Source organism: Flavobacterium sp., from assembly GCF_027531705.1.
Classification (GTDB): domain Bacteria; phylum Bacteroidota; class Bacteroidia; order Flavobacteriales; family Flavobacteriaceae; genus Flavobacterium.
Map to the genome: position 1 here is coordinate 32595 of NZ_JAPZSP010000010.1, position 15268 is coordinate 47862.

Annotated in this window: 17 protein-coding genes; 11 read left to right on the forward strand and 6 right to left on the reverse strand. The window is 30.8% G+C overall.

The window, feature by feature from the left end; all coding sequences use genetic code 11:
- Positions 1 to 4: 4 nt before the first annotated feature.
- Positions 5 to 898, reverse strand: coding sequence for a lytic transglycosylase domain-containing protein (locus tag O9267_RS04600; RefSeq protein ID WP_298176558.1), 894 nt, complete (start codon positions 896 to 898; stop codon positions 5 to 7).
- A 53-nt stretch (positions 899 to 951) separates the two neighbouring features.
- A complete protein-coding gene (locus O9267_RS04605) occupies positions 952 to 1611 on the reverse strand; it encodes an alpha/beta hydrolase (RefSeq protein ID WP_298176561.1) in 660 nt (219 codons plus the stop codon).
- 79 nt (positions 1612 to 1690) lie between these two features.
- Here O9267_RS04605 and O9267_RS04610 point away from each other — a divergent pair, with 79 nt between their 5' ends.
- On the forward strand, positions 1691 to 2002 hold the full coding sequence (locus tag O9267_RS04610; RefSeq protein ID WP_298176564.1) for an N-acetyltransferase: 312 nt from the start codon (positions 1691 to 1693) through the stop codon (positions 2000 to 2002).
- Positions 2003 to 2096: 94 nt separating this feature from the next.
- A complete protein-coding gene (locus O9267_RS04615; RefSeq protein WP_298176567.1) occupies positions 2097 to 2438 on the forward strand; it encodes a hypothetical protein in 342 nt (113 codons plus the stop codon).
- A 55-nt stretch (positions 2439 to 2493) separates the two neighbouring features.
- On the opposite strand, the gene O9267_RS04620 is transcribed toward O9267_RS04615, so the two are convergent.
- Positions 2494 to 3366 (reverse strand): SDR family oxidoreductase, encoded by an 873-nt coding sequence (locus O9267_RS04620; protein ID WP_298176569.1) that lies wholly within the window; start codon positions 3364 to 3366, stop codon positions 2494 to 2496.
- Positions 3367 to 3525: 159 nt separating this feature from the next.
- Here O9267_RS04620 and O9267_RS04625 point away from each other — a divergent pair, with 159 nt between their 5' ends.
- Entirely contained in the window at positions 3526 to 3903 is a 378-nt protein-coding gene (locus O9267_RS04625) for a helix-turn-helix domain-containing protein (RefSeq protein WP_298176572.1), read from the forward strand.
- 41 nt (positions 3904 to 3944) lie between these two features.
- Here O9267_RS04625 and mtaB read toward each other — a convergent pair whose 3' ends face one another.
- The 3 genes from mtaB to O9267_RS04640 form a co-directional block, all read right to left on the reverse strand.
- Positions 3945 to 5273, reverse strand: coding sequence for a tRNA (N(6)-L-threonylcarbamoyladenosine(37)-C(2))-methylthiotransferase MtaB (gene mtaB / locus O9267_RS04630; protein WP_298176574.1), 1329 nt, complete (start codon positions 5271 to 5273; stop codon positions 3945 to 3947).
- 123 nt (positions 5274 to 5396) lie between these two features.
- Positions 5397 to 6572: a GlmU family protein gene (locus O9267_RS04635; RefSeq protein ID WP_298176577.1), complete on the reverse strand. Its 1176-nt coding sequence runs from the start codon at positions 6570 to 6572 to the stop codon at positions 5397 to 5399.
- Positions 6573 to 6707: 135 nt separating this feature from the next.
- Complete coding sequence (locus tag O9267_RS04640; RefSeq protein ID WP_091477071.1) at positions 6708 to 6959, reverse strand: type B 50S ribosomal protein L31; 252 nt, start codon at positions 6957 to 6959, stop codon at positions 6708 to 6710.
- 226 nt (positions 6960 to 7185) lie between these two features.
- On the opposite strand from O9267_RS04640, the gene O9267_RS04645 reads away from it, so the two are divergent.
- The 8 genes from O9267_RS04645 (at position 7186) to O9267_RS04680 (ending at position 15183) form a co-directional block, all read left to right on the forward strand.
- Positions 7186 to 7716 (forward strand): DUF4199 domain-containing protein, encoded by a 531-nt coding sequence (locus O9267_RS04645; protein ID WP_298176582.1) that lies wholly within the window; start codon positions 7186 to 7188, stop codon positions 7714 to 7716.
- Positions 7716 to 8669, forward strand: coding sequence for a glycosyltransferase family 2 protein (locus tag O9267_RS04650; protein WP_298176584.1), 954 nt, complete (start codon positions 7716 to 7718; stop codon positions 8667 to 8669). The genes O9267_RS04645 and O9267_RS04650 overlap by 1 nt, the downstream gene beginning before the upstream one ends.
- 119 nt (positions 8670 to 8788) lie before the next feature.
- A complete protein-coding gene (locus tag O9267_RS04655) occupies positions 8789 to 9286 on the forward strand; it encodes an ORF6N domain-containing protein (RefSeq protein ID WP_298176587.1) in 498 nt (165 codons plus the stop codon).
- A 128-nt stretch (positions 9287 to 9414) separates the two neighbouring features.
- Entirely contained in the window at positions 9415 to 11142 is a 1728-nt protein-coding gene (locus O9267_RS04660) for a phospho-sugar mutase (protein ID WP_298176589.1), read from the forward strand.
- A 26-nt stretch (positions 11143 to 11168) separates the two neighbouring features.
- Entirely contained in the window at positions 11169 to 11654 is a 486-nt protein-coding gene (locus O9267_RS04665) for a tetratricopeptide repeat protein (protein ID WP_298176591.1), read from the forward strand.
- 49 nt (positions 11655 to 11703) lie between these two features.
- Positions 11704 to 13533 carry an ABC transporter ATP-binding protein gene (locus tag O9267_RS04670; RefSeq protein WP_298176593.1) on the forward strand — a complete coding sequence of 610 codons (1830 nt, stop codon included), beginning with the start codon at positions 11704 to 11706 and terminating at the stop codon, positions 13531 to 13533.
- A gap of 37 nt (positions 13534 to 13570) precedes the next feature.
- Complete coding sequence (locus O9267_RS04675; RefSeq protein WP_298176596.1) at positions 13571 to 14272, forward strand: hypothetical protein; 702 nt, start codon at positions 13571 to 13573, stop codon at positions 14270 to 14272.
- 80 nt (positions 14273 to 14352) lie between these two features.
- Positions 14353 to 15183: a helix-turn-helix domain-containing protein gene (locus tag O9267_RS04680; RefSeq protein ID WP_298176599.1), complete on the forward strand. Its 831-nt coding sequence runs from the start codon at positions 14353 to 14355 to the stop codon at positions 15181 to 15183.
- Positions 15184 to 15268: the final 85 nt, after the last annotated feature.

Genomic DNA, 15268 nt, shown 5'->3' on the forward strand with positions numbered 1-15268 from the left:
CTGATTAATATCCTTCTGTTGGGATTTCGATTTCGTATTTTTTCTTGTTTGGATTTAGCAATTTTGTGTCTCTTAACCAAGGATTGTGAATTTTTAAAATCTTGTAATTAATTCCTTGACCAATTGCAAAGCTTGCTAAATTCGTGATTGACGAATCAACTTCAACTTTTTTGGTTGGAATGTAATTATAAAGTTCTTCACTAGAAATAGTAAAACCAAAATTTGCTGGAGTTTTCATAATTTCCTTCAATGCTAAAATTCGGAAAACGTATCTTGATGTTTCTTCATTTAGCAATAAATCGTAATAACTTGAAACTCTTTGACTTTCAATTTGTTTGTTTACACCAGCCGTTCCACCATTGTACGCTGCTGCCGCTAATGTCCAATTTCCAAATTTTTCTTTGGCTTGAATTAGGTATTTACATGCTGCTTCAGTTGCTTTTTCAAGATGGTATCTTTCGTCAACGGTTTCTGTAACTTCCATTCCGTTTTCTCTTGCTGTTGCAGGCATAAATTGCCAAATTCCTCTTGCACCAGCAGGCGAAACAGCATTAGTCAAATTACTTTCGATTACAGCCAAATATTTAAAATCATCTGGAACTCCATACTTTTTTAGAATTGGTTCCATGATTGGAAAAATTCTATTTGCTCTTTTAATAATTAAAATTGTAGAAGAATGTAAATTGGCATTTACTAGTAATTCTCTATCAAAACGTTCTCTAACATCTGAAATGTTTAAAGGTGTATTTTCTCCAGCAAAATCAACACTTACTGGAAAATATTGTGTCGTTCCTTGGCGTGTAATAGCGTTTTTTGTTTCTGTTGAAACGGAATGAATTAACGCACCACTTACCAAAAGCAATCCTAAAATCAATCCTATTTTGTTTCCTCTGTTCATAGTTTGTCTATTTTGTATTTGGTAAACATACAAAAATCGAGCCGAAAGCCAAATTATTCACCTAAAATTATTTTGGGCAAATTGATATTAAACCATTTGTATTTATTTAAAATCATGGAGTGCGTTCCGCCTTTAACATTGATAAATTGTTTAATATTCTTGGCTGGAAAAACCTCATCGGCGTCACCATGAATGTGAATTATTTCTGGATCGATTTTTATTCTTTTCCAGCAAATCATTTGCTCTATTGCCCAGTCTAAATAGCTTTTATTTCGCATGTGAAGATACTTTTCGTAAAGCTTTAATTTCTTTTTTAACATGTCTCCAAAAGCGTATTTGGTTAGCAATTCAACATCTTGCATCAAACCTGTTGGCAGTAGTTTATAGGCTTTTGTAGATTTAGCTATTTTCATTCTGTTAGGTAATTCAAGATTACAACGAACGCTCGAAATAATAATTACTTTTTTAGGATTTAGAAATTGTTTCATTTCTTGTACTAAAACACCTCCAAACGATACGCCAATTAGAACTGCATCGTCATGAATTACTTTTTCAGCCATTCGTTTTGCATAACTTTTTAGCGATTCATTTCCGATGGGAAGCACCCATTCTAGTAGATGTACTTCAAAAGTTTCTGGTGGCAAATTGATATATTCAAAAATGGTTGGACTTGCCGCTAATCCAGGCATGAAGTAAACGGGAATTTTAGACATATTTTAGTTGATTCTTTTAGTAAAACCAGTTTATTATACTTAATTTTGCATAAAATTAAATAATTAAAATGAATTGGCTATGGATGCAGCAGAATTATTAGAAAAATTAGAAATTAAAGACAACACTTTCGCTAGACAATTTGAAACACTTGTAGATGGGAAAATGGTTTCGGTTGAATATTCTTTTCAAGAAAAAAAGATTTTTTTAACGCGCTTAAATACATTTGATGGTTTTGATAACGAAGAATTCATCAACACTTTTTTGAAAAACATCATGGAAATTGCATACGAACGTAAACTAAAAGTAGTTCCTATCCTTCCAAAAATTGCCTTATTTTTTAGAAAAAACACAATTTATAGAGATCTATTGCCTCCTGGAATTAAGATATAATTTTTTGAAATTCCAAAAAAAAACAAAAATTCCAAATTCCAATATTTAAAAACTTGGGATTTGGAATTTTTAGTTGAATTAGTATCTTTATCAAATGAATTCTGAAGAACTTAATTCCGCCATTATTTTATTTTTTGAAAGTATTGAAAAATACTATGGATGCAAAACAGAAATTACCGAAGGCTTGTTTTCGGAATTAGATGATTTGGATGCCAATTTAACCACATGGAATTTATCAGAATTTGATTTAACTCGTTCAGCTTATCGCAATAATGGCAATCGATTTATGTTTGAAGGCGACAAAATGTACTATGAAATTTCAGGTGAAAGAATAATTGAATTCAAACAACCTGGTAGAAATAAATTTGAATTTATTGAGCAATATAGCGAAACCGTTTTTAGAATTACTAAGATTCGATTTCATTATAAGTATTGATTAAAAGAATTTTGGGCAAAAATGAATTACTTTCACCCAAAATATCAATATCTCTTTACGAATATACTTTTTCTAAAAATTGTTCAACAGAAACAGGTTTTCTTCCAATTATTGTTTGAATAAAATTGTTAGTTTCCGTAAACTCACCTTGTTTAAATGCTTCTGCAAACCCTGCAAACATTCCAATAAATTCATTTGGCACGCCAGCATCTAATAATGTTTTGCTATATTCTTCTTGTGTTGGAGAAACATAAGAAATTACTTTTCCAGAAATTTTAGAAATTATAGTTGCTATTTCACTAAATGTAATTGTTTCTTCGTTAGTGACGTCATAAAATTTATTCTCGTGACCATCAGAAGTTAAAAGAACAGCTGCTAATTCTGCCATATCATTTCGTAACGTAAAACCAATTTTCTCATCGCCAGCAGGAAAATATAAAACACCTGATTCAAGAAGATTTTCACCAGCAAACATTGGAATAATATCAGCATAAATTGCATGTTTCAGAATTGTATATTTAATTCCCGATTCCTTAATGAGGTTTTCTGTTTTTAGATGTGCATCTGTTATAAAAGCAATTGGAGAAGTTTGTGTTTCATTTTTTCGCATAAAGCTTGTATAAAAAATATGCTTAACTCTTGATTCTTTTGCTGCATTTACAACATTTGTGTGTTGACTCAATCTTTTAACAATATCTGATCCAGAGACAAAATAAAGTTTTTCGACATCTTTAAAAGCGTCAAGCAATGAATTATAATTATCATAATCTCCTACTCTAACGTCAATTCCTATTGCCTTCAATTCTTGCACCTTTGAACTATCTCTTACCAAAACAGCAATGTTAGCTATATCAGCCCTTTTTGACAAATAAGTTACAACATCTTTACCTAAACTTCCGGTTACACCAGTTACTAAAATTTTTCCCATTTTATTTTTTTTATGATTAATTTAATTTAATTTCGCTAACAAATAGAATGTTAGTTACTTTTAGTTAGCAAAAATGCAATAGTTTGAAGAACCAAACAAGAAGGTACTAAAAAGTCAAAGACTAACCTTAATGATACTATTATTGAAAATCAAATGATTATGATTGAAAAAAAAGCAAAAATAAATGATTGGAATATTCAAGATTGTCCTGTAAGAACAGTTTTAGATAAATTTGGAGATAAATGGTCAATATTAATTTTATTAATACTAGGTCAAAACACTAAAATGCGTTTCAATGAACTTAATAAAGAAATTGACGATATTTCGCAAAAAATGTTGACCGTAACTTTAAGAAGCTTAGAAGCGGATGGATTGGTAAACAGAACTATTTATCCAGAAATTCCTCCTAGAGTTGAGTATGAAATTACACCTTTAGGAAAAAGTTTGGTTCCACATATTGATACTTTAAGTAAATGGGCTATAGAAAATTTAAATACAATAAAAGCTTCTAGAAAAAAATTTGAAAGATCAAAATAAGAAAGCTTATCTTATATAACAGACAAGCTTTTAAAATTTATCTAAACCTCAACATTCAAAAACTCCAATCTAACACTTCCATCTTCATCAATTTTTGTCAAATTAATTTCGTGTAAAGTATTTACTAACTCTGGATTCCAAGGCGTTTTTACCTTTACATAATTTTCTGTAAATCCGTGAATGTAACCTTCTTTGTTTTCACTTTCAAATAAAACGGTTCTTTTGGTTCCGATTTGACTTTCGTAAAAAGCACGACGTTTTTTAACCGACAAACCTCGTAACATTTTGCTACGTTTGTTTCTAACATTCATTGGAACAACATCAGGCATTTCGGCTGCTTCAGTATTATCTCTTTCGGAATAAGTAAAAACATGTAGATAGGAAATTTCCATTTCGTTCAAGAAATTATAAGTTTCCAAGAAATGTTCGTCAGTTTCACCAGGAAAACCGACTATAACATCAACACCAATACATGCGTAAGGCATAACTTCTCTAATTTTTGCAACTCTATCAGTATAAACTTCTCTAAGATAACGACGTTTCATTTTCTTTAAAATCTCGTTACTTCCACTTTGCAACGGTATATGAAAATGTGGCACAAATGTTCGGCTTTTTGAGACAAATTCGATGGTTTCGTTTTTCAACAAATTAGGTTCGATTGATGAAATTCGCAAACGTTCAATTCCTTCCACTTCATCTAAAGCCTTTACCAAATCTAGGAAAGTATGTTCATGTTTTTTGTTACCAAACTCACCTTTTCCGTAATCTCCAATATTTACGCCTGTTAAAACAATTTCTTTTATTCTTTTTTGAGAAATTTCAGAAGCATTTTTCAAAACATTCTCCAAAGCATCACTTCTAGAAATTCCTCTTGCTAGCGGAATTGTGCAATAGGTACATTTATAATCGCAACCATCTTGCACTTTCAAAAAAGCACGTGTTCTGTCGCCAAAAGAATAACTTCCAACATAAAAATCGGCTTCTTCAATTTCGCACGAATGAATTTCGCCCAAATCATTTTTGGACAAATCGTTCAAATAATCGGTAATTTTGAATTTTTCGGTGGCACCTAGAACCAAATCAACGCCATCAACAGATGCTAATTCTTCAGGTTTTAGCTGTGCATAACAACCAACTGCTGCAACAAATGCTTTTTCGTTGAGCTTCATTGCTTTTTTTACAATTTGCTTGAATTGTTTATCTGCATTATCAGTTACCGAGCAAGTATTGATTACATATATATCGGCAATTTCTTCAAAATCAACGCGTTCAAAACCTTCGTCTTGAAAATTACGTGCAATTGTAGAGGTTTCTGAGAAATTCAACTTGCATCCTAAAGTGTAGAATGCTACTTTCTTTTTGTTTGTCATAAGTAAACTCAATTGATGAAATCGTTGTCAAAAAATTGAGAATGCAAATTTAAATAAAATAGCCACAGATTCACAGATTTTTATAATTATTTTATCTGTGAATCTGTGGCTAAAAAAATTAAACTACTCTTTTCTATATTTTTTAGTTTCTTCAAAAACGTGTTCTAAAATTTTGGCATCTTCTTCGGTAAAGTCAACATGGCGTCTTGACATTACAATTTTTGCCGTTTGAAAAGCTTTGTTGGTCATATAAGTTGTGAAACCCGAAGCACCACCCCAAGAAAAACTTGGCACAAAATTACGAGGAAAACCAGAACCAAAAATATTAGTTGAAACTCCGACAACTGTTCCAGTATTGAACATGGTGTTGATACCACATTTGCTATGATCACCCATCATTAGACCACAAAATTGCAATCCTGTTTTGGCAAAGTTTTCGGATTCGTAGCTCCAGAGTTTTACTTCTTCGTAATTATTTTTCAGATTTGAATTATTACTATCAGCACCGATATTACACCATTCTCCTAAAACAGAATTGCCTAAAAACCCGTCATGACCTTTGTTAGAATAACCCATTAAAACGGAATTATTGACTTCACCACCAATACGACTATGAGGCCCTACAGTTGTTGCTCCATAAACCTTGGTTGCTAATTTTACTTGTGCTTCTTCACATAGTGCAAAAGGGCCACGTATAACAGAGCCTTCCATGATTTCAGAATTTTTTCCTATATAAATTGGACCTGTCGAAGCATTCAAAGTCACATATTCTAGCTTTGCTCCTTCTTCGATGAAAATATTTTCGGGTGCAATTACATTTACACTTTTTGGGATTGGTTGCGAAGTTCTATCTTCTGTAATTAAATCAAAATCTTCACGAATAGCGGCATCATTTTTGGCAAAAATTTCCCAAGTATGCTCAACTGTCAAACATTCTTGATTGAATTCTATAATTTCATATGAATCAAAATCTACTTCGTCTTGAGTTTCATTTGTATAAAACGCAACTACTTCATCACCTTTGAAAATTGCTTGGTTTTTCTCTAGATTTTTTACCAATTCGGATAAAATTTCATTTGGTAGAAACGAAGCGTTTATCATTACATTTTCTTCCATTTCAACCATTGGATATTTTACTGAAAGATATTCTTCTGTTAAAGTTGTGGTGGTTGAACCTAAATATTTTTCCCATTTTTCACGAATGGTTAGAATTCCGATGCGAATATCGGCTACAGGTCTTGTGAATGTAAAGGGTAATAATGCGTTGCGAACGGTTCCGTCAAAAAGTATGTAGTTCATTTTAAAAGTTTAAAAGTTTAAAAGTTTAAAAGTTTAAAAAAACTGATAAAACTCTGTTCAAAGTTACAAAGTTTATTGCATAAAAAAAACCTTCCAAAAAATTGAAAGGTTTTTAAATATTTGAACACTAAAAGACTATTTAACGTGTTTAGCGTATTTAGTTTTGAATTTATCAATACGTCCTGCAGTATCAATAAGTTTAGATTTACCTGTGTAAAAAGGGTGAGACGTTCTAGAAATCTCCATTTTAAATACTGGATATTCTACACCTTCGTGTGTGATTGTTTCTTTAGTTTCAACAGTAGATTTAGTAATAAAAACATCTTCGTTAGACATGTCTTTGAAAGCAACTAATCTGTAATTTTCTGGGTGTACACCTTTTTTCATTTTTGTAAATCTTTATTTGTTATGAAGTAGTTTGTCTTGATGCTTTTAAAATCAAAAGGTATCAACTCACTACAACTTTTGTTATTTCAATTTTTATTTGAGAGTGCAAATTTACAACTATTTTTTAATATTCAAACTAAACTGTAACTTTTTTTAATTCTTAACATCTTACCGTAGTAATAATGGATTTGTTATATTTGTAGATTAATTTAAAAACGATAAATTTATGAATGAAATAGTAAAGAAAAATGCTGTAAATTTTGGTTTAATTTCTGCAGCTATAGCTATCATTGTAACTTCACTCATGTATGCAATTGACTTAAAGCTTTTTGTTAACATGTGGATTGGGTTTGGATTACTAGCCGTTTGGATTATAATTGGAGTGCTTTTATTAAATAAATGTAAAAGAGAACTAAACGGACAACTAACCTTTAAAGAAGGTTTTACGGCTTACTTTATTTCAGCGCTAATTGGAATTGCTATTTCTACTCTATTCAATATTTTCCTTTTTAACTTTTTTGACACAGAAGCCAAAGATATACTTACAGAGCATTTAGTTGATTTTCAAGTCGGTATGTTAGAAAAATTTAATACTCCAAAAGCACAAATTGCAGAAGCTGTGAAAACTATCCGTGAAAATTCGCAATTTTCATTAAAAGGACAATTATTTGGATTTATGCAAGCATTAGTTGGCGCAATAATTTTTGGTTTAATTTTAGCAGCAATTCTAAAATCTAAAAGTAAAGACGTTTATTAATGAACTTATCCATTGTTATCCCATTATTAAACGAACAAGAATCGTTACCCGAGTTGCACTCATGGATTGTTAAAGTGATGATTGCCAACAATTATTCCTACGAAATACTTTTTATAGACGACGGAAGTACTGATGATTCATGGCAAACAATTTGTGACATTTCAGCAAAAGATTCGAATGTAAAAGGCATTCGATTTATGAAAAATTATGGCAAATCACAAGCGTTACATGCTGGTTTTGCCAAAGCGCAAGGTGATGTCATCATTACCATGGATGCCGATTTACAAGATAGTCCAGACGAAATTCCTGAATTATTTGAAATGATTACTAATGGTGGTTACGAACTAGTTTCTGGCTGGAAAAAGAAACGTTATGATCATGTGGTAACAAAAAACTTACCTTCAAAATTATTCAATTGGGCTGCTCGAAAAACATCGGGCGTGCAACTAAATGATTTTAATTGTGGACTGAAAGCCTATAGAAATATTGTTATAAAAAACATTGAAGTTTCTGGCGAAATGCACCGTTATATTCCGGTTTTGGCTAAGAATGCTGGTTTTACTAAAATTGGTGAAAAACCAGTAATACATCAAGCACGAAAATACGGCGAATCTAAATTTGGAATTAATCGCTTTATTAATGGTTTTTTGGATTTGATAACTATTTGGTTTTTGTCTCGTTACGGAAAAAGACCTATGCACCTTTTTGGAGCAGCAGGTGTTTTAATGTTTATAATTGGATTTTTGGCAACTGGATTTATCATTGCAATAAAATTAATCAAACTATATTCTGGATTTGAAACGATATTGGTTACAGATAATCCGTTGTTTTATATTGCCTTAACATCGATGATGATTGGGACACAATTATTCTTAGCAGGATTTTTGGGAGAAATTATTTTGCGTACTAAAAATAATGAGGAACGATATAAGATATCAGAAACATCAAATTAGAAAATTTTATAAATTAAAAAAAACAAAACCTTTATAAGATAATGAATACAATAAAATCTTGAGGTCAAAATTTGCGACCTCAAGTTGAAAAAATAAATATAAAATTAAAACTATACGCCATGCAACATTTAGAAATTATTACACAAAAAATTTATGAAATTAGAGGGCAAAAAGTAATGCTAGACTTTGATTTAGCGGAACTTTATGGAACAGAAACTAAAAGATTAAAAGAAGCTGTCAAACGGAATATTAACAGATTTCCTGAAGATTTCATGTTTGAGTTGACTAAAAATGAATCCGATTCTTTAAGGTCGCAAATTGCGACCTTAAAGAATGGAAGAGGCCAACATTCAAAATTTTTGCCTTTTGCTTTTACGGAACAAGGAATTGCAATGCTTTCGAGTATTCTAAATTCTGAAAAAGCTATTGAAGTTAATATTTCGATAATAAGAGCTTTTGTAACTTTTAGACAATTTTCGCTTTCTTATGCTGAATTGAAAACTAGAATTGAAGAAATAGAAAATCAGTTTCCAGACATCTATAAAGCACTAAATTATTTGGTCGATAAAGATAAAACAACGAGCGATAACAAAGAAAGAACCAAGATTGGTTACTGATTCTTACAGAATGACAAATGAATACAAATAGGCTTAGCCCCGATTGAAGTGGAAATTCTTTCATTTTTTTCTTTAAAAAATGAAAAATTGTAACGAAAAGCGGGAAATAGCTTCAAAAATAATATATAATGAAAATTGAACAAAACATTTTAGACAAAGTAAATGAATGGTTAACACCAACATTTGACAACCAAACGCAAGAATCAATCAAAGAAATGATGACTTCGGCTCCAAAAGATTTAGAAGAAAGTTTTTATAAGAATCTTGAATTTGGAACAGGCGGAATGCGCGGCGTAATGGGCGTTGGAACCAATAGAATAAACAAATATACACTTGGAAAAAACACACAAGGTTTATCAAATTATATGATTAAATCGTTTCCTGGCGAACAACTGAAAGTTGCTATTGCTTACGATTGCCGTCATAATAGTGATACATTAGCAAAAGTCGTGGCTGATGTTTTTTCGGCAAATGGAATTCACGTTTATCTTTTTTCAGATATGCGTCCAACACCTGAATTGTCTTTTGCTTTGAAATATTTGAATTGCCATGCTGGAATTGTTCTAACGGCTTCACATAATCCACCAGAATACAATGGCTACAAGGTTTATTGGCAAGATGGTGGGCAGTTAGTGCCACCTCAAGATAAAGAAATTATTCAGGTAATTGAAGCTTTGAATTATAGTGAAATTAAATTTGAAGCCAACGAAAATTTAATTGAATATATTGATGTTGCTATTGATGAAGCTTTCGCAAAATCGACTGTAGAAAATGCAAGTTTCAACACACCAACTGCTGCAAAAGAAAATTTAAAAATTGTTTATACTTCGTTACACGGAACTTCTATAAAAGCAATTCCAGGCGTTTTGGCAAAAGCTGGTTATACTGATGTGAATATTGTTCCTGAACAAGAAGTACCAAATGGCGACTTCCCAACAGTAAAATCTCCAAATCCGGAAGAACCTGAAGCGCTTACAATGGCATTAGCTTTGGCAGATAAAATTGGTGGTGATATTGTAATTGGAACTGATCCTGATTCGGATAGATTAGGCGTTGCTGTTAGAGACAATGATGGAAAAATGATGTTGCTAAATGGTAATCAAACCATGGTAATCATGACTGCATTCCTTTTAGAACAATGGAAACGGGCTGGAAAAATTACTGGAAAACAATTTATAGGTTCAACGATTGTTTCAACTCCAATGATGTTAGAATTAGCTTCGGGTTATGGTGTTGAATGCAAAGTGGGATTAACGGGTTTTAAATGGATTGCAAAATTCATCAAAGATTTTCCTGAATTGGAATTTATTGGCGGTGGTGAAGAAAGTTTCGGATTTATGGTTGGTGATGCTGTTCGCGATAAAGATGCCGTTGCTGCTTGTTTGTTAGTATGCGAAATTGCCGCTCAAGCAAAAGCATCAGGGACAACTTTATATAATGAATTATTGAATTTATATGTTGATTTCGGATTTTACAAAGAACATTTAATTTCGCTAACCAAAAAAGGAATATCAGGAATGCAAGAAATAACTCAAATGATGATTGATTTGAGAGAAAATCCTATGAGTGAAATCGATGGTCAACGCGTTATTTGCATTGAAGATTATGACAATTCGACTTCACGCAACTTGATTACAAATGAAGTGGAAACTATAAATATTCCCAAATCGAACGTGTTGATTTATTATCTTGAAGATGGTTCAAAAATCTGTGCTCGCCCTAGTGGAACTGAACCAAAAATAAAATTCTATTTTAGTGTAAACGCACCATTAGACAAAGTTGAAAACGCCAAAGAAGTGGAAAAACAATTAGACCAAAAAATTAAGAACATTATAGCAGCAATGCAGTTGAAATAATTTTTCTTTTTTAAAGCTAATTTTATATGAGTAAAAGTTTTCCAATATCAAGACAAATTTCTTGGATAGCAATAGTAATTCACTTATTACTTCTTATACTATTTTTTATTATTAGCGCAATAATTTTTCCTGGCAAAATCAATTATAGCTTTATTTTTTTTATTTTAATTTCGTTATTGTTAAAATTTTCAATAGCTAGTGATCACAGAAAAGGTATTTCACTTTTCAAAAAAGGTAAATACCTTGAAGCAATTGAAAACTTTGAAAAAAGTTATTTGTTTTTTAAAAATAATAGTTGGTTAGATAATTATAGATTCATTACATTATTAAGTTCTTCAAAAATTAGCTACAAAGAAATTGCATTAAACAATATCGCTTTTTGCTATGCACAACTAGGAAATGGTCAAAAAGCAAAAGAATTTTATGAAAAAACTTTAACTGAATTTCCAAATAGTGGAATTGCAAAAGCTGGAATAAACATTCTTAATGCTGGTCAAAATACAATTAATTAAAAACATTCTATAAAAGATTATAAACTATAGCAGCAATGCAATTGAATTAATGAAAAAAATAATAGAGAAACTTAAGCCTTATATTTTACCATTCAAAAGTCATGTTGTATGGAATATTATCTACAATATTTTATATGCACTTTTTGGAACATTGTCATTTGTTACACTAATACCCATGATGAAAGTGTTGTTTGATAAAACAACCAAAGTAACCGAAGCTCCCAAATATACTGGCATTACGGAATTATTCAATTACTTAGAAGGTTCTTTTTATTATAAAGTAACACAACTAACAGAAAATGGAAATCCACAAATTGCGCTTTTGTATGTAGTTGCCTTGGTTATTGTAACTTTCCTATTGAAAAATCTAGCTGGTTATTTGGCTTCTTATCACATGATGCATCTTCGCAATGGTGTTATGGCGAGCTTAAGAAATGTAATGTATAACAAAATAATTGACTTACCAATTTCCTTTTATTCTGAAAAAAGAAAAGGTGATGTCATGGCTAGAATGCTTGGCGATGTTGGAGAAGTTCAAAATTCTTTTTTTATGCTTTTGGAGCTTATCATAAAAGAACCATTGACCATTGTTTTTTCCATTATAATGATGTTTACTTTTAGTTGGAAATTAACCCTTTTTGTTTTCATTTTTATTCCAATTTCTGGATTAATAATTTCTAGAGTTGGAAAAAATCTTAAAGCACAATCACTAAGCGCCCAAAACGAAGGTGGCTATATGATTTCGTTAGTAGAAGAATCTTTATCTGGATTAAAAGTAGTGAAAAGCTACAATGCTGAAGGAATTTTCAAAAATAGATTCCAAAATTCGGTTAATAGATTATTGAATTTATCTAATAAAATTGGAAAGAAAAACAATTTAGCATCGCCGCTAAGTGAATTTTTAGGAATAATCACTATTGCAGTCTTATTATTATATGGTGGTACTTTAGTTTTGATTGACAAATCATTAGATGGAACTGTTTTTATATCCTTTATGGGATTGGCTTACAACATATTAACTCCAGCAAAAGCTATTTCAAAAGCTTCTTATGCAGTAAAAAATGGTATTGCGGCAGCCGAACGTGTTTTTGAAGTTTTAGAACAAGAAAATACAATTGATTCTAAAGAAAATGCCTTTGTGAAAAGTACATTTGATGATAAAGTTTCTATTGAAAACATTAACTTTAGATATGGCGAAGAAAATGTATTGAAAAACTTTTCAATTGAAGTTCCAAAAGGAAAAACAGTTGCACTTGTTGGTCAATCAGGTTCAGGAAAAAGTACCATTGCTAATTTACTTACTCGTTTTTATGATGTAAATGAAGGAAGCATCAAAATTGATGGAACCGATGTAAGAGATTGGAATATTCATTCGTTAAGAGGACTGATGGGATTGGTAACACAAGATTCTATACTATTTAATGATACTATAAAAACTAATTTACTAATCGGAAAACCTGATGCATCTGATGAAGAAATCATTGAAGCATTAAAAGTTGCCAACGCCTACGAATTTGTAAAAGATTTGCCAAACGGAATAGAAACTAACATTGGTGATGCCGGCGGAAAACTTTCTGGTGGACAAAAACAACGTTTGTCAATTGCAAGAGCGGTGTTGAAAAATCCACCGATTATGATTTTGGACGAAGCAACTTCTGCATTAGATACTGAAAGCGAAAAATTTGTACAAGTTGCCTTAGAAAATATGATGCAAAATCGAACATCTATTGTGATTGCGCACCGACTTTCTACAATTCAAAAAGCAGATAACATTGTGGTAATGCAAAAAGGCGAAATTGTAGAACAAGGAACGCATGCCGAATTATTGGCCAAAGACGGAATGTATTCTAAACTAGTAATGATGCAAAGTTTTGAGTAAATCTTTCAAAAAAGAGAGTTTTAAATAATTTTAAAAAATGTATACTCACAATCCAAATATTACGCTTCCTGAAAATCCTGATACGATTGTCTGGAAATACTTGGATTTGTCAAAATTTTTGGATTTGCTTTTGGCAAAAAAACTCTTCATGTCGCGTTCAGATAAGTTTGAAGATCAATACGAAGGAACTTTTAGCGAACCAACTTTTGAGGAAATAAAACGTCTTTCAGACAACAATCCTGAGTTCTTGGATTTTTATAAAACACATCGTGAAAAAGTAGTGGTAAGTAGTTGGCATATAAACGAATATGAATCGTTTGCTATGTGGCAAATTTTTACTCAAAACAGTGAAGGTTTGGCGATTCAATCTACAATTGGACGCTTGCAAAAAGCTTTAGAAGTTGAAAAAAACTTCAAACAATACATTGGTCAAGTCAATTATATCGATTACAAAAAAGAATACATCCCGTTTGATGATATGTTTTTTCCTTTTTTATTCAAACGAAAAAGTTTTCAGTACGAACGTGAAGTTAGAATTGTAGGCGATTTATCAAATCAAGAAATAAAAATCAATGATGGTTTGAAAATTGATGTAGATATTAATCAATTAATTGAAAAAATCTACATTCATCCAAAATCTGAAAACTGGTATAAAAAACTAGTTATCGAATTGGTTGACAAACTCGGATTTGATTTTGAAATAGAAAAATCAGATTTAGAAAGTGATATTTTGATTTAGCAATCATTTACAATTTGGTAAGTTTTAACTTTTAGATATGATAAATTTATCTAAATTTACGAAACTATATTTCACACCAATTGAAAATAAAATTCTTCAAGCCAAAATCTGAGATTCTTCAAAAATACATTGAAGGCTACTATTTTTTAACCAATACAAAAGCAGATTTACCTATAGAATATTATACGTTTCCTAACAATTATAGTATAGTTTCTATTATCGAAGATTCTGAAGTTTTGTTTTCAGAAAATATAGCTGTTATAAAAGAGAAAAAAGGGCATCCTTTAAATTCAGACTTAATTTGTCATTACAAAAAACCAATCAAATTAAGATATGAAGGAAATATTAATGAAATTACATTTTATTTCAAACCACTTGGTCTCAATGCTTTTTTAGAAAAATCTTTGTGCCATTACACGAATGATTTTTTTGCAAATTTCATACCTTTTGACGATTATAAAGAAATATTTGTCGTCATAATGAAAGAAAATGATTTAGACAAAAAAATAGAATTGATTGAAAGTTATTGGTTGTCAAAACTAAAAGAATTTCAACATCCTTTTTTACATCAAATTATTGAAGATTTAAAAGATACCCAAAGAGACTATTCTATTTCAGATTTGGCTAAGAAATATAGTATTACACGCCAAAATCTGACGAAGCATTTCGAATCAAATTTATGTAAATCGCCTTCAGATTTCAAAAAAATTCAACGTTTTAGAGAAGCTTTAAAATCACAAATAAATAGTAAATCAAAAAATAATTTAACCGAATTAAGTTATGATATGCTGTTTTACGATCAATCACATTTGATTAAAGATTTTAAATCACTAACGGGACTTACTCCTAAAAAATTCTTCAAAAATTTATCGCCACAAGAAGATGGTCAAATAAATTGGTTATTTGTCTAAGATTCCATTTTTACAATTTTTAGATAATTAGTATAAGTAATTTTACTAAAAAAATAACAAATCCAAATTTTGTCATGATAAATTT